At 57.8% G+C, this 18186-nt stretch carries 16 protein-coding genes and 1 other RNA gene; 8 read left to right on the forward strand and 9 right to left on the reverse strand.

Annotated features, from left to right (window positions below; genetic code table 11):
- Positions 1 to 101 precede the first annotated feature (101 nt).
- Complete coding sequence (locus M017_RS0115155; protein ID WP_031498974.1) at positions 102 to 1394, forward strand: alkaline phosphatase family protein; 1293 nt, start codon at positions 102 to 104, stop codon at positions 1392 to 1394.
- A gap of 142 nt (positions 1395 to 1536) precedes the next feature.
- Here M017_RS0115155 and M017_RS0115160 read toward each other — a convergent pair whose 3' ends face one another.
- Both M017_RS0115160 and M017_RS0115165 read right to left on the reverse strand, forming a co-directional pair.
- Positions 1537 to 1767, reverse strand: coding sequence for a hypothetical protein (locus M017_RS0115160; protein WP_031498975.1), 231 nt, complete (start codon positions 1765 to 1767; stop codon positions 1537 to 1539).
- 56 nt (positions 1768 to 1823) lie between these two features.
- On the reverse strand, positions 1824 to 2303 hold the full coding sequence (locus tag M017_RS0115165; protein WP_051670149.1) for a hypothetical protein: 480 nt from the start codon (positions 2301 to 2303) through the stop codon (positions 1824 to 1826).
- 87 nt (positions 2304 to 2390) lie between these two features.
- On the opposite strand from M017_RS0115165, the gene M017_RS0115175 reads away from it, so the two are divergent.
- Positions 2391 to 5015, forward strand: a complete 2625-nt coding sequence (locus M017_RS0115175; RefSeq protein ID WP_031498977.1) for an ADOP family duplicated permease — start codon at positions 2391 to 2393, stop codon at positions 5013 to 5015.
- Between the two features lie 20 nt (positions 5016 to 5035).
- Positions 5036 to 6940 (forward strand): glycosyltransferase family 39 protein, encoded by a 1905-nt coding sequence (locus tag M017_RS0115180; protein ID WP_031498978.1) that lies wholly within the window; start codon positions 5036 to 5038, stop codon positions 6938 to 6940.
- Here the strand turns inward: M017_RS0115180 and M017_RS0115185 are convergent.
- The 3 genes from M017_RS0115185 to M017_RS26715 are packed head-to-tail and all read right to left on the reverse strand — an operon-like array spanning position 6937 to position 9583.
- Positions 6937 to 7371 carry a DUF411 domain-containing protein gene (locus M017_RS0115185; protein WP_031498979.1) on the reverse strand — a complete coding sequence of 145 codons (435 nt, stop codon included), beginning with the start codon at positions 7369 to 7371 and terminating at the stop codon, positions 6937 to 6939. The two genes, M017_RS0115180 and M017_RS0115185, sit on opposite strands and share 4 nt — an antisense overlap.
- A 23-nt stretch (positions 7372 to 7394) precedes the next feature.
- On the reverse strand, positions 7395 to 8927 hold the full coding sequence (locus tag M017_RS0115190; protein ID WP_031498980.1) for a SulP family inorganic anion transporter: 1533 nt from the start codon (positions 8925 to 8927) through the stop codon (positions 7395 to 7397).
- Positions 8924 to 9583, reverse strand: coding sequence for a carbonic anhydrase (locus tag M017_RS26715; RefSeq protein ID WP_035957828.1), 660 nt, complete (start codon positions 9581 to 9583; stop codon positions 8924 to 8926). Before M017_RS26715 ends, M017_RS0115190 begins: the two co-directional genes overlap by 4 nt.
- A 70-nt stretch (positions 9584 to 9653) precedes the next feature.
- Here M017_RS26715 and ffs point away from each other — a divergent pair.
- From ffs to recR, 4 genes are all read left to right on the forward strand, one after another.
- Positions 9654 to 9751, forward strand: an RNA gene (gene ffs, locus M017_RS28790) — signal recognition particle sRNA small type.
- Positions 9752 to 9772: 21 nt separating this feature from the next.
- Positions 9773 to 11449: a DNA polymerase III subunit gamma/tau gene (gene dnaX / locus M017_RS0115200; protein WP_031498981.1), complete on the forward strand. Its 1677-nt coding sequence runs from the start codon at positions 9773 to 9775 to the stop codon at positions 11447 to 11449.
- 3 nt (positions 11450 to 11452) lie between these two features.
- On the forward strand, positions 11453 to 11761 hold the full coding sequence (locus M017_RS0115205) for a YbaB/EbfC family nucleoid-associated protein (protein ID WP_031498982.1): 309 nt from the start codon (positions 11453 to 11455) through the stop codon (positions 11759 to 11761).
- A complete protein-coding gene (gene recR, locus M017_RS0115210; protein WP_031498983.1) occupies positions 11762 to 12361 on the forward strand; it encodes a recombination mediator RecR in 600 nt (199 codons plus the stop codon).
- Here recR and mtaB read toward each other — a convergent pair.
- Positions 12358 to 13641 carry a tRNA (N(6)-L-threonylcarbamoyladenosine(37)-C(2))-methylthiotransferase MtaB gene (gene mtaB / locus M017_RS0115215; RefSeq protein ID WP_031498984.1) on the reverse strand — a complete coding sequence of 428 codons (1284 nt, stop codon included), beginning with the start codon at positions 13639 to 13641 and terminating at the stop codon, positions 12358 to 12360. The two genes, recR and mtaB, sit on opposite strands and share 4 nt — an antisense overlap.
- Positions 13642 to 13705: 64 nt before the next feature.
- Between mtaB and fliM the strand changes: the two genes are divergently transcribed.
- On the forward strand, positions 13706 to 14671 hold the full coding sequence (gene fliM / locus M017_RS0115220) for a flagellar motor switch protein FliM (protein ID WP_031498985.1): 966 nt from the start codon (positions 13706 to 13708) through the stop codon (positions 14669 to 14671).
- Here fliM and M017_RS0115225 read toward each other — a convergent pair.
- Genes M017_RS0115225 through M017_RS0115235 form a run of 3 tightly spaced genes read right to left on the reverse strand, consistent with a single transcriptional unit; the run spans position 14637 to position 18182 of the window.
- Positions 14637 to 15929: an NAD(P)/FAD-dependent oxidoreductase gene (locus M017_RS0115225; RefSeq protein ID WP_031498987.1), complete on the reverse strand. Its 1293-nt coding sequence runs from the start codon at positions 15927 to 15929 to the stop codon at positions 14637 to 14639. The genes fliM and M017_RS0115225 overlap by 35 nt on opposite strands.
- On the reverse strand, positions 15919 to 17151 hold the full coding sequence (locus tag M017_RS0115230; protein WP_031498988.1) for an NAD(P)/FAD-dependent oxidoreductase: 1233 nt from the start codon (positions 17149 to 17151) through the stop codon (positions 15919 to 15921). The genes M017_RS0115225 and M017_RS0115230 overlap by 11 nt, the downstream gene beginning before the upstream one ends.
- Positions 17148 to 18182, reverse strand: coding sequence for a site-2 protease family protein (locus M017_RS0115235; protein ID WP_162179936.1), 1035 nt, complete (start codon positions 18180 to 18182; stop codon positions 17148 to 17150). Before M017_RS0115235 ends, M017_RS0115230 begins: the two co-directional genes overlap by 4 nt.
- Positions 18183 to 18186 lie beyond the last annotated feature (4 nt).

An 18186-nucleotide genomic window follows, 5' to 3' on the forward strand; every position in this document is an offset into this window, starting at 1 on the left:
CAGTCTATGCTGTGACCTTCTCTCAGAGCGTCATGCGGGCAAATATCCTCCACAAAGACATCAGATCGAAAAGGGCCAAAGTGTACACTGCAAGCTAATCCATGCGACTGATTCCCTTACTCTTCCTGGCTATTTCCGCCTTGGTTGCCGCCGACCGAAAGGTCGTCCTGATCTCGATCGATGGTCTCAGAGGGACCACGTTGGCCAAGCTGCCCAGTCTCAACGTGAAGGCTCCGAATCTCAAGGAATTTGTAAAAAATGGTGCGCTCGCAGATGGTCTCGTGGGCGTCTTTCCAACGGTGACCTACCCGAGCCACACCACGATGATGACCGGGCGTTCTCCCCTGGCTCATGGCATTCTCGGTAACACACTCTTCGATCCCGAAAAGAAAATGAACGGGGCCTGGTATTGGTATTCAGAATCGATCCAGGTCCCCACCCTATGGGACGTTGCTCGGCAGAAGGGGCTGAAGACTGCCGCAGTCGCTTGGCCGGTGACGGTAGGCGCACAGATCGACGCAAATTTGCCCGAGTACCGCACTCCGCGCACCATCGACGACCGGTTCCTTTTCAACGCGATTAGCACTCCAGGCCTCGTCTCGAAGTTCGAGAAATCTGAGGGCGCCTTACCCGTGGCCGATCAGACCGATGCCGACCGTACCCGCATGGCGACCTACCTGATCCGTACGCAGAAGCCCGACCTCCTTCTGGTGCACCTCATTGATCTCGATCATGAAGAGCATCTCTATGGCCCTGATACTCCTGAGACCTTCAAGACCCTGGAGCAGATCGATGAATGCCTGGGCAAGATTCGCGCCGAGGTGCGCCAGGCAGGGCTTGAAAAAGACACGACTTTCGTTATTGTCAGCGATCATGGTTTCTTTCCGGTGCAGAAGGCGTTCCAGCCAAACGCTGTGCTCCATAGCCTCGGGCTCCAGAATGGGGACAAGTGGCGAATTGCAGCACATACCAACGGCGGCTCCTTTGCGCTGATGGCCCGGGATCCAGCCGACAAAGAAGCGATCACTCTGGCTACCAAGGTTTTCCAGGCACTCTCGGACCAGGGACTCTGGGGGATCGAGCGGGTGCTTTCCCGCTCTGATCTCAACGCGATGAAGGCTTACCCTGGCGCTTTTCTGGCCGTCAGCATGGCGAATGGTTTTACGCTCGGGGGAGCGATAACAGGTCCCTGGGTGCTGCCTTCCGGCAATACGCGGGGGATGCACGGCTACGCTCCGGGTCCGCTGGAACTGGACGCCTCCTTTGTCGCCTTTGGCGCTGGGGTGACCACTCAGAATCTGGGACGAGCAAAGTTGTTGGATGTTGCGCCTACCATCGCGAAGATTCTCCAGTTGACACTGCCGGACCTCGAAGGGAAAAACTTACTGCCTTAACTCCACAAACGGCGCAGCCATTTGCCGAAACGCCGATCTATTCCTTCTGCCCATCGGAGCGAGTTCAGCCTTTGCTCTCGCTTCGCCAGTCCTCCTGAGCCCAGCGGGCTTGCTCTTCGATTTGTGACTGTAGCTCTGATGCCTAGTGGCTTCGATCTGCAAATTCGGTCTGCAACTGCCTCAGTTGGGCATCGCGTTCGCTGAGGTCCTTGCGGACGGCTTCGGCCCAGCTGATCTTCTCCTGCACCTCATCCTGCAACTCCGCGACGCGTGCCGTGAGTGTCTTTACTTGCTGGTCCAGGTGGATTGCCCAGTAATTCCCTTCGTTGACTTCCTTTCGCAACTGCTCCAGTTGCCGGTGCTGTTCCTGCATTTGCGCTGCATCCTCCGACAAACGCTGGCAGGCCACAGCCAGCTCGCCTGCCGGCGCTACGGTGTAGGCGTCCTCCGGATGCCGTGCCTCGAAGAGACGCGGCGCGGGTGTGGATGCCGTGCCTTGTAACCGGCATTCGGATCCCAGTAATTGAAGTCTGCCTCGACAAAGCGCAACTGCTCTGCGACGCCCGCCACACGGGCTGCCTGCTTTCCTCGTTCGAGCATCACCGGGTTCAGATTGAGGCACTCCATCGTGAAGTCGTTAAAGCCAGCCTTTTGCAAGCCCAAGGCCAGTTCCACTTCAAGATCGCAGTTGCCCGATCCGATGCTGACAAAGCTCTGGGCTCCCTGCGTCGCCTGTCTTTTCAGCGATTGGAGAAACATCCCATTTGGTCCATCAAAGCCCAGTCTTTCAAGGCGCTGCTTCAAGTAGCGGTTCGACCAGTAGTGAAAGATCGCCGGTAGTTGATGTACGTCATCGCAGGTGTCGTAGTGCTTTCGCTCGACTTCCACCCTCGCTTGATACGTCTGCATTGCTCCACCATAGCGAACAGATTTCTTTGGAACCTTTACTCCGAGTTGCCGTATACTCAGACATCTGTATATGAAGGAGCCGGATCGATGTCCCTCTGGACCCGTATCAAGAACGTTGTGCGCGGCGAGCAGCTCAGCGCGGAGATTGATGAGGAACTCCACTCTCATTTAGACGAAGCAGTTTTGAGTGGCCGCGACAGGCAGGAGGCGCAACAGGCGCTCGGTTCTCCCTTGCGCCTGCGCGAGCAGAGCCGCGATGTGCGCCTCATCACCTGTCTTGATTCACTCCGGGCCGACCTCATCTTTGGTTGGCGGCAGTTGCAGAAGCGTAAGGTCAGTTCCGCCGCGGCGATCCTGTCGCTGGGGTTGGGGATCGGGGCTTGCACCGGCGCATTTCGTTTGATCGATGCGCTGCTCTTTCGTCCGCTGCCGGTGGCGAACGCTGACCGCCTGTACGCACTCACACGGCAGGGACGCGCTCCTGATGGCCGCTGGCTCTCTGGGGACGTTTGGGCTTATCCCGCGTTTCAACTGATGCGTGAGGCGGTCAAAGGCCAGGCCGAGTTGATCGCGGTCTCAAAGAGTGAGCGCACTGACCTTACTTACAAATCAGACCAGGAGATGGAGAAAGCGAATCTGCAATTTGTCTCCGGCTGGATCTTCGACCGCTTTGGCCTCAGTCCTGCTGAGGGCCGTCTGTTTACGGAGAAAGACGATCTTCGCCCTGCCGCCCATCCTTACGCCGTGATCTCGCATGACTATTGGGCGCGGCGTTTTGCCAGTGATCCGAGCGCCGTTGGCCGCAGCTTCCGGATGGGCAATCGAGCGTTTGAGATCGTTGGTGTCGCGCCCGAAGCCTTCACCGGCACCGAGACCGGCATCATGACCGACATCTTTGTGCCGACCATGATGCACCCTGGGGTGACTCGCAACGATTGGACCTGGTTCTCGTCGCTGGCGAGTCTCGAAGCGGGCAGCGCCGTCGGGCCACTGCAAGCGCGCTTGCATGCGACCTTTCAGGCCTTTGAGACAGAACGGGCAAAAGGCTTTACTGGCATGTCCAAGGAGGCCATTGCGAAGTTTCTCGAGCCGGTGCTGGTGCTCGAGTCTGCCGCCTCCGGAGTGTCGGCTTTGCAACGCGAGTCCCGGCAGGCCCTTCTCATTCTTGGCCTGTTAGCATTTCTTGTTTTGCTCATCGCCTGTGCCAATGTCGCGAATCTGATGACCGCGCAGGCCGCATCGCGGATGCGGGAAATGGCGTTGCGTGTGTCGATTGGGGCAGGGCGGTGGCGTCTGCTCCAACTAGTACTGGTGGAGTGTGCGATGCTCGCCACTCTCGCGGCGGCGCTTGGCGCGGCCTTTGCTTCGTGGGCCGCACCTTTCGTCGTCAGCCAGCTCAATATCGGCGGCAATCCTACGCGACTGGCGCTTCCGATGGACTGGCGCGTCTTGTCATTTAGCGTGGTGGTGACGCTGCTGGTGACTGTGCTGTTCGGGCTGTCGCCTGCGCTGCGTGCCTCAGGAGTACAACCGGTTACTGCATTGAAAGGTGGTGCAGACCCTCATGCGAAGCGCCGCCTCATGCATGCGCTCATCGCTGTGCAGGTTGCCTTCTGCTTCGTCGTGCTGTTTGCTGCGGGGCTCTTCACCGCCACCTTCGACCGGCTCTCCCATCGCTCACTTGGTTTCTCGTCGGAAGGTGTGCTCACCCTCGACACCATCGCGCAACAACCAGTGTCCCCTGTTCTCTGGGAGCAGATGGCGGAACACATGCGTTCCATGCCGGGCATCGAGAGCGCGTCTCTGGCGAGGCAGCCTCTGTTAGCGGTAAAAGGCTGGAATGGCTTTGTCTCCGTAGAGGGTGGCCCTCCTGGGCCGGAACTCGCGTTCTTTCTGGGCGTCGCGCCACGTTGGATCGAGACGATGAAGATCTCGCTCGTCGCAGGCCGTGATCTTCGCCCGGCGGACACGACGCCTGGACAGGCTCTGGTCAATGAGACTTTTGTGAAGCAGTACTTCAACGGCGCCAACCCGGTGGGCCGTCACTTCAAGAAGGGGAGCGATCTGGCTTTCGAAGTCGTCGGTGTGGTCAAGGATGCGCCTTATCGCGACATCCACGAGCCGATTCTGCCCGTCGCCTACGTGCCGCTGAATGGCCCCGGCAATCTGCTGGACGCCACTTTTGTCCTGCGCACAGCCTCGGCCAATCCGCTGGTGCTGGCCTCGACACTCCGCAATGAGATTCCGCGCATCCGCCCCGAGCTCCGCGTCAGCAACATCCGGACACAGCTCGACATTCTGCAAGGCCAGACGGTACGGGAGCGTCTCTTGGCGATGCTGGCTTTCTTCTTTGCGATTGTTGCGTTGCTGCTGGCCTCGATCGGCTTGTACGGCGTGTTGGACTACTCGATGCTACAGCGCCGGCGGGAGATCGGCATCCGGATGGCGATTGGCGCGGGTCCTGCGGGCATCGCCGGTCTGGTAACTAAGGATGTCTTTGCGATGGTGCTGCTTGGGGCGGTGACAGGCCTGGGGATTGGGCTGGTGGGGGTTCGTTCGCTCGAATCCCTGCTCTATGAAGTGAAGGGAACCGATCTCGGAATGCTGGCAATCCCAGCGATTGCGATTGTCGCTGCTGTGGCACTGGCCGCTCTTCCGGCGGTGATCCATGCGCTACGTATCGATCTGGTGAGAATGCTACGGACAGAGTAGAAATTTCATTACTATAGTTTTTGCGCACTCTTCTGATCCTTTTCCTGCTTCTGGCATCCGTACACATTTCCTGGATTTACACCCTCGGCGCCGAGTATGACGAAGCGCTTTTCTGGCCTGCCACCGTGCGGATGGTCTACAAATCTCCGCAGCGGCTGCTATTCCCCAGCGGAGTCTATGTTGCGGAGCGCCCTTTGCCCTTCATGCAAGCGGCTTATATCGGCGCGCTGAACAGCTATCTTTATACGCTTCCGGTCAGCCTCTTTGGCACGACTGTGCCTGTATTCCGCTTCACCAATCTGATCCTGCTGGCGATCTTCTACGCTCTGGTCTTCCTTCTGGCGCGGCAAGTGGGCGGCACCGTCGTCGCCTGGATGGTGATTGCGCTGCTCAGCATCGATATCGAGCTTTGGCTGCAATCGATTACGAATCAGGGGCCCTTTCTCCTCCAACTCATTGCCACTTGTCTTCTGCTGCGCTACTTCCTTCTCTATCTGGAAACCCCCAGCAAGCGATACATCCTCTATATGGCGGCAGCAATGGGGCTGGGCCTCAATGAGAAGCTGACCTATCTCTGGATCATCCTGCTGTTCCTGGTTGCGGCGGGCCTCTATTACCATCGCGAGCTCTTCAAGCGCAGACTGCTGGTGCATCTGCCCTTGGGCGTGGTTGCACTTCTGGTTCTGCTCATCCCGGTGCTGATCTATTCGTTGGGGCGCTACACCGCCACGCAGCAGTTCGCCGGGTCCCAACTCGCATGGCCCACAGATCTGCAGGTCATCCTCGGGCTTCGACTGCATTCGCTCTTTCTCCTCTTCGACGGCCAATGGACGATGATGCACCGGGCGGCTTTGTTTCCAGTGGCGACGACGCCACGCTTTTCGCCCACCCTCGCCCTCCTCACGTTGGGGCTTGCGCTCTCACTCTGGCAGCGGAGCCGCTTACAACTCTTCTGTTACACCATCGCTGTGGGGCTCGTGGTGGCGAATCTCTTTTTCCCGGAAGGGGGCCGGCTCCACCACCTGATTCTGATGGATCCACTTCCCCAACTCGCTGCCTGTCTGGCGATCTGGAAGGCGATCGAAAAGAAGCACGCCTGGCAGTATGCCTTGGTCTTGTTGTTGGCCTTGGGCGCAGTCTCAACAGGCCGCAATTTTTACGCCTTCCATGTCGCAGTGCAACGCAGCGGCGGATCGGGGACCTGGTCCAACCAGATCACAAAACTCTCCGACTGGGAACTCTCGCACCCGGACCTGCATTTTGTCTATGCCTGTTGGGGCTTGGAAAATCCACTCTTTGCCAAAAGCAAGGGGGCGCACCAGCAACGGGAATTTTTCTTCCCTCTGTTGAGCGATTCGCTGAGCCCGGATACACAGGCAGAACTGGATACTCTACTGGCTCGTCGCGACACGGTCTGGGTGACTTCCTCCATTGATGAACTCCAGACCAAACCAGCCCAGCGCCTGTTGCAGCAAGCGGCCAGCAAGCAACTCAAGCCGGTGATCGTCCAGGAGTTCCGGGAAGGGCTCACCAACCGGCTGCTCTTCACGGCGCTCCGCTTCCACCCCATCGAACCCGGTCCCGTTCATCCCATCCAACTCACCGCGATCAATCCGGGGCGGCTGGAAGCGCCACTGGCCGCCGATGCAGACCGCTTCCAGGTCCATCTCAACTTTCAGGGCTTGGACGGGAAGGACTCGATTCATGTAGAACTGCAGTCTGCCGACGGTGCAGTTGTCCAGCATCACTTCCGCCCGCTCGAATATTACGCGCTGCTCGACAATCGGCAGAGCTGGATTTTCGGTCCTCACCTCTATCCGGATTGGTTCTTAACCAGCTACCCGAACCCGGATAAAGTGATCTCAAAGCTGGTGGTCCGGGTGGAATCGCAAAATCCCCAAGCCTCGGTGCAGGCGATCCGTTAGTCGCCGGGGTATTTCTCAAATACCGTCGTGCGGCCTTCATTGTCCACGAGCAGAACGGAATAGGCGTCCCGCTTGGGCCCTTCCATTCCTGGGGAGCCCATCGGCATCGCCGGGACCGCCAATCCCTTGGCTTTCGGCTTTTCCTTGAGCAGCCGGAGGACCTCCCGGGCGGGGACATGGCCTTCGATGGCATAGCCAGCAATCACGCCGGTGTGGCAAGAACCCAGTTTTTCAGGAATCCCATACTTGGCCCGGTATTCCGCCGTGGCGGACACTTCCTTGACCGTCACCGGGATGCCATTTTTCCGGAGGTGCTCCACCCACTTTCCACAGCACCCGCATGTTGCCGTCTTGTAAACGATCATTGGCGCCACCGCTCCTTGTAAGCCCAGTGACGCCAATCCAAACAACAAGAACTGCTTCCGATTCATAATCCCAGTTTACCGGGATTGTTTTAGCCCTCTGTCGCTTCTCGCGCGCGGAAGCGCTCTACCAGCCTCGGCCAATCCACCACCACCTTGCCCCCATTATCGCGATGCGCGGTCATCCATTCCTGAAGTAGGTCCAGACAGGAATGATCCAAATAGACCAGATCTTCAAAATGGATATGCAACTCACTATTGGCCGCCACCCGATCGAGGGTATCGGCCAGCACCGGGAGTCGTAGGAAGGTGGCTGAGCCAGTCAGGTACAGGTCGCTGCGGCCGGAGTGATGGGTAATCAGTTTCACCCCAACGCGTGATGCCTTGTAGATCATCTTGATGAAGGTGAGTCCAATGCCGAGCATGACGCCAGTGAGCAGGTCGAAGGCGACCACGCCGATCAGCGTTGCGCTATAGATCACGACGGGAATCCAGCCATAGGAGACCAGCCGCCGCACATGATCGAAGTTGACCAGTTTCCATCCCGTCAACACGAGGATCGCGGCCAGGGCGGAAGTGGGAATCCGCTCAAGCCAGTGTGGCACCAGCATCACAGTAGCCAATAGCCAGCCACCGTGCATCACCGAAGACCAGCGCGTCTGTGCGCCAGCCTGGACATTGGCGCTGGAGCGTACAATCACGCCTGTCATGGGGACGGAACCAAGCACGCCGCAAAGGAAGTTGCCCGCACCCTGGGCCATGAGTTCCCGGTCGTAATTGGTCCGCAGATTCCGCCTTCCGCTTGCCGCCACCATCTTGTCCACTGCCGCTGCACTGAGGAGTGTTTCGGCGCTGGCAATAAAGGCGAGAGCGGCAGCTTCTGCCCAATACCTCCAGTTCCCAATGCCCGCCAGGGTTTCGGAGTTGGGCAGCTTGAGATTTTCAATCAGGTTATCCGGGATCGCAACATGCCGGATCTCGAGCTTCAGGAAGTAGCTCGCTCCGGCGGCTGCAAGCAGTCCTACCAGAGGACCTGGCAGAAAATGCAGTCCGGCGGGCCGGAAACGATTCCACCCCAACATGACGACGATGGTGAGGAGTCCAATCAATGCGGCCGTCTCGTGAACACTGCCATTGATTGGAAAGATGCCATCGAAGATGGCCGAAGGAATCGAAAGCAGGTTCTGGATACCGCTTCCCTTGGGCGAATCGTCCACCACCACATGAAACTGCCCGACCATGATCAGGACACCGATGCCGGCAAGCATGCCGTATACGACGGCCGGTGAGATTGCACGAAACCACTGTCCTGTCCGCAGAAGTCCGGCGCCCACTTGCAGAACGCCCGCCATCATCAGGATCATCCCCAGAGCAGCCAATCCGTGTTCCTGGATCAACTGAAATACCAACACCACCAAGCCCGCAGCCGGACCACTCACCTGCAGTGGAGAACCGGCAATCGAACCCACAACCAAGCCACCCAAAATCCCCGTAATCAGTCCCATCGCCGGAGGCACCCCGGATGCGATGGCCACTCCCAAACAGAGTGGCAAGGCGACTAGAAATACAACAAAGCTAGCTAAAAAATCTTTTCCAAAAGTCGGTGGAACGAGAACTCTGCTCACAGGATCCTCCGACGGCGCCGTGGCGTGGCGTTCGGAATGTGCTCTTCCGACAATGGGACAAATGCACCCTGGTCGGCATCGTACGAAAGAACATGCCCGTTCTCAATTTCAAAGACCCACCCAAACAAATTCATATCACCCGTTGATAATGCGGCTGCGACACTCGGGTGCGTGCGCAGGTGTTCCAGTTGTGCGAGGACGTTCTCCTCCACCATGGTTCTCGCTTTCTGTTCCTCGGTGAGGTCTTTATATCCCGCGGTCACGCGCCGTGCACTCTCAGCATGGTTGAGCCATACTTTCACGATCGGCATGCTCGTGACCTTTTCGGGATGCAAGACCGCATCCATGGCACCGCAATGCGTGTGTCCGCAAACAATGATGTTTTTTACCCCGAGGGCCATCACCGCGTACTCAATGGTGGCCGAAACGCCTCCCATCAGTTCTCCGTAAGGCGGGATGATGTTCCCTGCATTCCGGATGGTGAACAGATCTCCTGCATCCGAATCGGTCATGTCGTTTGGCACGACACGGGAATCCGAACAGGTAATAAACAGCGCTCGAGGAAACTGCCGAGCGATTAGCTTGTCAAAAAACTCTTTTCGTTTTGGGTAGATCTCAGTCTCAAAACGAAGCACACCCCGTGTTAGTTCTTTCATTAAGATTCCTTCTTATGTTCCAAGAATACTATGCCCGTGTATTCCGATGGTAAACTAGGTGCTTGCCAGGCTCCGGGCTCCGTGCAACGGGCGACTGCAAACCCCGCCAGGTCCGGAAGGAAGCAACGGTAGTGGTTTAGCCTGTGTGCCGCGGATCACCCGGGGTCTGGCTATTCTGTTTTCCCTCCTATGTCCTACCAGGTCATCGCCCGCAAATACCGCCCCAGCGACTTTGACGAGCTTATCGGTCAGGAACACGTCAAAACGACGCTGGATAACGCAATCACCCAGCGGCGCATTGCCCACGGCTACATCTTTGCCGGCCAGCGCGGCACTGGAAAGACCACTGTCGCTCGTATTATGGCGCGCTGTCTGAACTGTGTGGACGGCCCGACAGCAAATCCATGCGGCAAATGTTCTTCTTGCATCGAAGTGGTTCAGGGCAACGCGATTGACGTCATCGAAATCGACGCCGCCTCCAATCGCGGCATCAACGAGATGCGCGAGCTTCGTGAGAACGTCCGCTTCCGCCCGTCGCGCGACCGCTATAAGGTTTTCATCATTGACGAGGCGCACCAGATCACGACGGAAGCCTTCAATGCGCTGCTGAAGACGCTCGAGGAACCACCCGAATGGGCTGTCTTCATCCTCTGCACGACAGAGACGCATAAGATTCCCACGACGATTGCCTCGCGTTGCCAGCAGTTCAGCTTCCGGTCAGTCGAATTCAATGAAGTGATGGAGCGAATGCGCTTCATCTGCAAATCGGAAGGCATTGTTGCCGATGACGAAGCCCTGGCTGTCCTGGCGCAAACCGGCGAAGGCAGTGTGCGCGATTCGCTGTCCGCTCTCGATCAGGCGATTGCCTGCTGCGGCACCGAACTGCATGCGAAGGAAGTACGCGAACTCTTAGGCATTTTTGGCCTTGATTCGCTGGGCGAAGTGGCGCTGGCTCTGGAGAAGCAGGACGCCGCCCGCATGATTGAGATCGTGATGGAGCTCGAGCGCTCCGGGCACAGTCTCCAGCATTTCTGCCGGGAATTGGCTCGCTTCTTCCGGAATCTTCTGGTCGCCAAGGTGACGAATGGAAACACGCGGCTGATTGCGGCCTCTCCAGCGGAGATCAAGCGTTTTGTTGAGACTGCTGCGAAGTTCTCGGAATTTGATCTCACGCGCTATCTCCAACTGAGTCTCGATCTCTTCCGCGATCTGCAGCATTCGCTCCAACCTCGTCTCCATCTGGAACTGGGTCTGGTCCGTCTGGTGCAGTCAGGCAAGCTGGTGGCGATTGAAGAAGTATTGGCGAGTTTGCCACAAACGAAGCCAATTGCGCTCTCGGCGGCCTCTTCCACTCCACGGCCACGGGCGAATCTCCGCGTGATTCCAGAGGCTGCTGACGTTGTTGCTCCGCCGCCGGTTGCTGCTGCACCTGCTCGAGCGGTGGTGGCTCCACCGGTTGCCCCGCCGCCGCCTCCAAAACCTGCGGTGGCCGACGATGCTTCGCTCAAAGAGCGGCTGGTTGCTCATTTGACCGATCAGAAGAAAAAATTCTCTGCCGACGCGGTGCAGAACGCGCGTGTGGAAGAGACCCCGGCTGGCGTTCGTTTTCTGGCGCCCCGCGAGTTTGTCCGGCCCTTGCAATCGCGCGATATCGGTGCGGCACTGCAAGCGGTTTTGGGACGCCTGGCGAAGATTGAAGTGATTCTCGACAACTCGATTGTTGAAGAAAAACCCGCGCCCAAGTTGGCCGAGGATGATGAAGTCACGCGGCAGCGTGCCCTCTCCAACCCCGAAGTCCAACGCTACCTTGATACTTTCAAGGATTCCAAAGTCCGCCTCGTGCGAGACTTGTCACATCAGGATTGATCGATGAAACTACCCGGTAACATGCAGGCCATGATGAAGCAGGCCCAGGTGATGCAGGAGCGTCTCCAACAGGATATCGCCGCGATTCGCGTCGAAGCCTCCGCTGGCGGCGGCATGGTCACAGTCAAGATGGACGGCCAGAAGCGCTGCCTTGAAGTGAAAATCGATCCGGAAGCAGCCGGTGATGCGGAAATGCTGCAGGATATGGTGATGGCTGCCTTTAACGAAGCGGCCAAGAAGATTGACGACGAGACCAGCAAAAAAACCAGCTCCATGCTCGGTGGCATGGGCTTGCCGCCTGGCATGTTCTAAATGGCCGATTTCGCCGAACCGCTCGAACGTCTCATCTCTGAGTTCCGCCGTCTTCCTGGCATTGGCCAGAAGTCAGCCCAACGCCTGGCTTTTCATGTGATGCGTGCCGACCGCGAAGCGGCACTTCGCTTGAGTCAGGCGCTGCTCGATGTCAAAGACAATCTGGCTCTTTGCGAAGTTTGCAACAACATCAGTTCTGCCAAACTCTGCAACTTCTGTGCAGACCCGCGGCGCAATCGCGAGACGATCTGCGTGGTAGAAGACCCGCACAGCATTGTCCCGATTGAGACTACGCGCAGCTTCGATGGTTTGTATCATGTCCTGCACGGCGCCATCTCGCCCTTGCGCGGGATTGGGCCAGAGCAGTTGAAGATCAAGGGTCTTCTCGAGCGCTTAGGCAGTGGGGAAACAAAGGAGATTATTCTCGCAACGAACCCAACTGTGGAAGGCGAAGCCACGGCCGCCTATCTCGGCCGGCTGTTGAAGCCGCTGGGGCTGAAGGTCACCCGGATTGCGATGGGGATTCCGGTGGGTTCCGACCTGGACTTTGCTGACGAAGTGACGATGCTCAAGAGCCTGGAGAATCGCCGCGAAGTTTAGGCCAGCACGAGGAAGGCATTCGCTTCTTGCATGCCTCGCTCACTGAGCGCGCCTAATTCCACTTCCATCCATTGCTTCGGAGGCCGCGGACGGGCCAGGTCCACCCGTACATAATTTGTAGTGAGTGCGGTTGTGCCGTTGTTGAGCGCCACGGCTGGAAAACGCTTTCCCACCAGCCGGCGCCGGAATTCCATTCCTTTGCGTTCGCTGATCTCCTGGAGCACCCGGTTCCGTTCTCGCCTCTGTTCCATGGGCACCATGCCCCCCATTCCGGTGGCCTCGGTTCCTGGCCGCTCGGAGTAGGTGAAGACGTGCAGATAGGTGAAGGGCATCCGTTCGATGAATGCTGCGCTTTCGCGAAACTCCTCTTCGGTCTCCCCGGGAAAGCCGACCATCACGTCGGCTCCGATGGCGGCATCGGGCATCAGTTGCCGCGCGATGCGCAAGCGTTCTTCATAGTGCTTGGGCCGGTACTTGCGATACATGCGCCGCAGGACGGTGTCGCTGCCGCTTTGCAGTGGGGCATGAACGTGTTTCGCAATCCGGTCGCTTCCGGCCATCAGTTCGAGCAGGCGTGGGGAGAAGTCCATCGGCTCGACACTCGAGAGCCGGATCAGCCGGATTCCCGTATCGTCGAGCATTCTCTGCAACAGGTCCGGCAAGAGCCGGCCTTCGCCACGTTCCCGTCCCCAACGTCCCAAATTGATTCCCGTGAGTACAATTTCAGGGTAGCCCGCCTCGGCCAGCCGCTTCGTTTCCGCGATCACCCAGTTTGCATCCGCTGATCGCGACTTCCCCCGGACGCTGGGAATAATGCAGAAGGAACAGCGGTTGTTGCAGCCGTCCTGGATCTTCAAATTGGGCCGCGCGCGATCTGCCGCAGGTCCTGAGAAGAACTCACTTTGCGCGGAGATGTCGCCGACATGGATCTCCGCATGGTAGGGGGTAGAACTCACAATCTCGGCGATCTGGGCCTTGTGTGAGTTGCCGACCACCCAGTGGACCCCTTCGAGAGCCGCAATTTCTGCGGGAGAGCGTTGGGCATAGCACCCGGTGACGAGGATTTTCGCTGCTGGATTCTCGCGCCTCACCCGTCGCACGGCCTGCCGGAGGTCGAGGTCGGCGTTGGCGGTGACGGTACAGGTATTGAGCACTACGAGCCCTGCCACGTCGGCCGCCTGGGCTGCGGAGAGCCCCGTTTCGGCAAGACTCGCCTCCAGTGCGGCACCATCAGCCTGGGATGCCCGGCATCCAAAATTCTGTACAAAGAAACTCTTCAAACTAACCCCAGTTTAGCGGCTGGCCTACTCGTGCCGCCGATCGCATCTTCCGATCAATGTCCAGATGTCTGCTCGTGTCCTCACTCAAAATGAAATCGATAACATGTTCCAGCAGACGAGCGCGAATGCTCGTCGAGCGGAACTCTCCCGCCGGGCGCAGCCCTACAACTTCCGGCGGCCGGATCGCATTGCGAAGGACCAACTGCGTTCCATCTATGTGCTGCATGAAGCATTCTCCCGCTCTCTGGCCAGCAGCTTGTCGGCCTATCTACGCGCATATGTGGTGGTGAACCTGGTGAGCGTTGAGCAGTTGTCCTTTACGGAGTTCCAACAAGTTCTCCCCTCTCCAACGGTGGTGGCGACAATTCGGGCCCGGCCCTTTGATAGCAGTTGCCTGCTGGAGCTGAACCCGACCATGATCTTCCCGATGCTCGAGATGCTTCTCGGGGGCTCGCAGATCAGTACGAAGCGGGTGGAGCGTGAGGTCACCGAAATTGAGCAGGCCATCCTCGAGAGCATCTTTAAGCTGATGCTCCGGGATCTGAAGGAGGCCTGGAAGGGCATTGCCGCGATTGACTTTGCGATCGATGGCTATGAGACAGAACCGCAGTTGATGCAGATTCTGGCGCCGAATGAAGCGATTGTGGCCGTGAGTATTGAGATTCGCATCGGAGAGGTGAGCGGGATGATGAACATCGGGATCCCATCCATCATCATCAAAATGCTCAGCCATAAATTTGCCGAGCAGTGGACGATCCGGAAGACCGAGGCGACGGAAGAAGAGATGTTGCGGGTTTACGATCGGGTCCGGAACTCAAAAATCGAGCTGGATGCCCGTCTGCGGGGGCCAAATCTGGCGATGACCGATTTGTTGAACCTCAAGACTGGGGATGTGCTGACTTTCGACTATCCGGCATCGAAACCGCTTGCCGTCGAGCTCAATGGCAAGCACAAACACAATTGTCAGATTGTCGTCAGCAACAAGAAGCGTTCCGTTAAAATTCTGTCGGTGGTGGATCCGAGCGAGTGATCAATCTTGCTCCGCGATTGAAGCTGAAATAGTCGAAGCCCCAACGGATGGCGACAATTACGCGGGACTGGAAGTTCACGAGATAGAGGATATGGATAAATACCCAGATCAGCCAGGCGAAGTAGCCGCTGATCTCGAATTTTCCGATCTGGGCAACGGCCCGTCTCCGTCCAATCACCGCCATGTTGCCCTTGTCCCAGTAGACAAAGGGTGGTGGCTTCGTTTTGCCGTCGAGCCGCTTTCCGATCAGATCCCCGACATAGTTGCCCATCTGCATGGCCACCTGGGCAACGCCAGGCAGCGGATGGGCGAGTCCGCCATGTTGGAAGTGAGCCAGATCGCCGATGACAAAGACGTCCGGGTATCCGGGAACCGAGCAATCCGCCTCCACTTCGATTTTCCCGCCGCGAACCAGCTCGATGCTGGCCGCCTGGGCCAGTGCTCCGGCGAGCGGTGAGCCGGTAACACCCGCTGCCCACACGACCGTTTTCGAGGGGATGAACTCCTGCTTGCCATTCGCCATCACGGTGGCGCCCTCCGCCGTCACATCGAGGACTTTCACGCTATTCCGGCAGTGCACATTCAATTCGATCAGTTGCTGCTCGGCGGAGGCAGAGAGTTTCTCTGAGAAAGTACTCAGAATCCTGGGACCCGCATCGAGGATGATGATCTGGGCATCTTCCGGATCAAAACTCCGGAAGTCATTGCGAAGGGTGTCGTTCGCAATTTCACTGAGGGCCCCGGCCAGTTCGACACCGGTTGGGCCACCCCCAACAATCAGGAAGGTCAGGAATGCCTTGCGCTTCTCCGGATCGGCTTCCTTCTCTGCTTCCTCAAAGGCGTTGAGCAGGCGGGCCCGGAGTTTTGTGGCATCTTCAATATTCTTCAGGCCGGGCGAGATTGTGGACCAGGCATCGTTTCCGAAGTAACTGGTTCTGGCTCCCGCAGCGAGCACTAGCGTGTCGTAGGGCAAATCCCCCATCTCCGATAAGGCGATCTTGCGCTCGAGATCAAAGCCGGTCACATGGGCCATCACGACACGAAGGCTCTTTTGCTTCTCAAAGATGGCGCGAAGAGGGGCAGCGATTTCGCCTGGAGACAGTCCACCGGTGGCAACCTGGTAGAGCAAAGGCTGGAACAAATGATAATTCCGCCGGTCCACCAAGGTCACTGCGATATCACTTCGATTGAGGGCTTTGCCGGTGTGCAATCCGCCGAATCCGCCGCCAACGATCAGAACGCGATGCTTACTTTCCATCCCTCACCACTGCCTCCGCCGCATGCCGCCCATTGATGAGCGCTGCTTGCATACTTGGAAAGTACCGGTGATCCCCGCAGATGTAAACGCCATTTTCAAGCCGTACCGGTTTTTCTTCGATGGTGGAGGGATTCAGAATCGGATGTCCGTGTTGCAACTGATAAATGCGCAACAGCTCCCAAGTCTTCGCTTCATGTCCAAACCAGCGGGACATCTGGGTGCGTGCAATGGCCAGAATATGGCTCTGGTCTTGCTTCGGCTCGCCTAAGATCGAAACGCTGAGCAGATGACAGCCGGCCGGCGCGTAGCTGCGATTGACAACGCTTGGGATGCAGAGGCTCTGGATGGGCCACTCCAGATTCCCGTTCAGGGTGATGAGCGGTTCGGTGATGGGCGCTTCTCCTTCGATCTTGAAGTAGAGCGTCATCATTTTGCGGCTTTGCATTGGCGGCACCAGGGGAAGCAGGCGGGCCGCTTCCGGTCCCTCTGTCGCCACGACAACCGCGTCGGCGTTGACCGTCTCGCCGCTCTCGAGCGTCAGTTTGCGCGCCGCAACCGCAGCCACCTTCGAGTTGTAGCGAATCGAGGCGGGCGGGAGATTCGCCGCGAGTTGGGCCGGGATCGCACCCATCCCTCCTGCCGGCAGCACGGTGTCTCCGGTTGCCATCATGCGGAACATATACTCGAGCATGCGGGAGCTGACTCGCAATTGTGTATCGAGCATGATGCAGCCAAACAAAGGCCGGAAGAAGCGCTCGATCATGGGCTTTGAGAAGCCGAAATCCAGCAGCGCCTTCATCGAGGTGGATTCGGAGCGGTCCAGTAAGTCGTCTGGGGATCCTGAAAGCGTGGAGCGGCGCAGGCGTCCGACGCGCAATTTGTCGCTGAAGGTTCCAACCGGATTGAAAATTCCATTCAGCGCGGCGAAGGTCTCTCGCCATGGGTCCATGACTTTATGGAATTTGCCGTTGAGGCGGACTAAGGCTCCGGGTGCAAATTTTCCGAAGTCCAAGGTCTCGTAGTCGAGTACGCGTTGGCCCTCAGGGTAAGCCGTAAAATACACCTGGAAGCCCCGGTCGAGCAGAAAACCATCGACATGGTCTGTGCGTACGCGGCCTCCCGGGCCGTCGGAGGCTTCATGGATGACAAACGGGATCTTGTGTCTTGCCAGTTCTAAGCCACAGGCCAGTCCGGCGAGGCCCGCGCCGACAATGGCGATCATGCCTCACCTCGGCGTAGCCCAAAGTTGCGCAAAACCAGAAACTCATTCAAGTTCTCTTTTGTAACCATCCCCAAAAGCAGATCGTCCGCCATCACCAGAGCCGTGTATCCCTTGTCGGAAAGAAGGTTGAGACTGTCCTCCAGGCTATCCTCCGGTGCGAGCCTCAAGAAGTCGCGTTGCATGGCGCCCGCGACATAAGTGTCGGGACCTTCTGTCGCAAGAGCCTGGATCAGACCGTCGCGACTTAACAGGCCCACAACCTGATCCCCATGGGTCACGGGGAAATCCTGTTGCGACGTATCGAGCAGTTGTTCTGCTGCCTCGCGAATGGAGGTGCCATGGTGGAGTGTAATGAAATTACGAAGCATCGCCTCCTTTACAGAGGCTCCTTTCATCAAACTGTTACTCTTCCGGGCGTAAAACTCCTGCTGGGCGCCGGTGAAGACAAAAAAGGCGACAAAGACAAGGAGCCATTCGCCGAATGCGAGACCCAGGCCCGCGAGAATAAATGCAAGTCCACGCCCAACCCAATTCGCCATAGTAATGGCTTGCTCTTCTGGTACTTTCCAGTCGAGAAGAGACCGGAATATTCGTCCGCCATCCATGGGATATGCCGGTAAGAGATTGAAAGCGCCAAGCCAAAGATTGGCCACTGCGATCTCGTGCATTAACGCATTGGTACCGACATAGTGCTGGAGATACCAGAGAAAGCCCGCGATGATAAAATTCGTTGCCGGTCCCGCCGCGGCGATATAAATCCCTTCCTTCGGCGTTGGGAGGCGTTCGAGCCTGGCGATTCCGCCGGTGAGATACATGACGACGTCGAGGGTTCCAATTCCGAAGTGACGCGCCATCAATGCATGGCTAAGCTCATGCAAAAACACACAGGTAAAGAGCGCCATGATGACAAGCGATTCTGCGAAGAAATCATTTCTGTCTTCAAACGCAAGAAGCCCGGCCAACATCAAAAATGTGAAGTGAAGCCGAACTGGAACTCCGGAAATGGTAAGGAAGGGGATCGTGCCTGTCATCAGT

Source organism: Bryobacter aggregatus MPL3, assembly GCF_000702445.1.
In the GTDB taxonomy this organism is placed as follows: domain Bacteria; phylum Acidobacteriota; class Terriglobia; order Bryobacterales; family Bryobacteraceae; genus Bryobacter; species Bryobacter aggregatus.

Excerpts from the sequence above, each read along its gene's own strand:
- M017_RS0115155 (WP_031498974.1), top strand. The coding sequence starts at position 102 with ATGCGACTGATTCCCTTACTCTTCCTGGCTATTTCCGCCTTGGTTGCC.
- M017_RS0115160 (WP_031498975.1), bottom strand. The coding sequence starts at position 1,767 with ATGCAGGAACAGCACCGGCAACTGGAGCAGTTGCGAAAGGAAGTCAAC.
- M017_RS0115165 (WP_051670149.1), bottom strand. The coding sequence starts at position 2,303 with ATGCAGACGTATCAAGCGAGGGTGGAAGTCGAGCGAAAGCACTACGAC.
- M017_RS0115175 (WP_031498977.1), top strand. The coding sequence starts at position 2,391 with ATGTCCCTCTGGACCCGTATCAAGAACGTTGTGCGCGGCGAGCAGCTC.
- M017_RS0115185 (WP_031498979.1), bottom strand. The coding sequence starts at position 7,371 with ATGAATCGGAAGCAGTTCTTGTTGTTTGGATTGGCGTCACTGGGCTTA.
- M017_RS26715 (WP_035957828.1), bottom strand. The coding sequence starts at position 9,583 with ATGAAAGAACTAACACGGGGTGTGCTTCGTTTTGAGACTGAGATCTAC.
- dnaX (WP_031498981.1), top strand. The coding sequence starts at position 9,773 with ATGTCCTACCAGGTCATCGCCCGCAAATACCGCCCCAGCGACTTTGAC.
- M017_RS0115205 (WP_031498982.1), top strand. The coding sequence starts at position 11,453 with ATGAAACTACCCGGTAACATGCAGGCCATGATGAAGCAGGCCCAGGTG.
- recR (WP_031498983.1), top strand. The coding sequence starts at position 11,762 with ATGGCCGATTTCGCCGAACCGCTCGAACGTCTCATCTCTGAGTTCCGC.
- fliM (WP_031498985.1), top strand. The coding sequence starts at position 13,706 with ATGTCTGCTCGTGTCCTCACTCAAAATGAAATCGATAACATGTTCCAG.
- M017_RS0115225 (WP_031498987.1), bottom strand. The coding sequence starts at position 15,929 with ATGGAAAGTAAGCATCGCGTTCTGATCGTTGGCGGCGGATTCGGCGGA.
- M017_RS0115230 (WP_031498988.1), bottom strand. The coding sequence starts at position 17,151 with ATGATCGCCATTGTCGGCGCGGGCCTCGCCGGACTGGCCTGTGGCTTA.
- M017_RS0115235 (WP_162179936.1), bottom strand. The coding sequence starts at position 18,182 with ATGACAGGCACGATCCCCTTCCTTACCATTTCCGGAGTTCCAGTTCGG.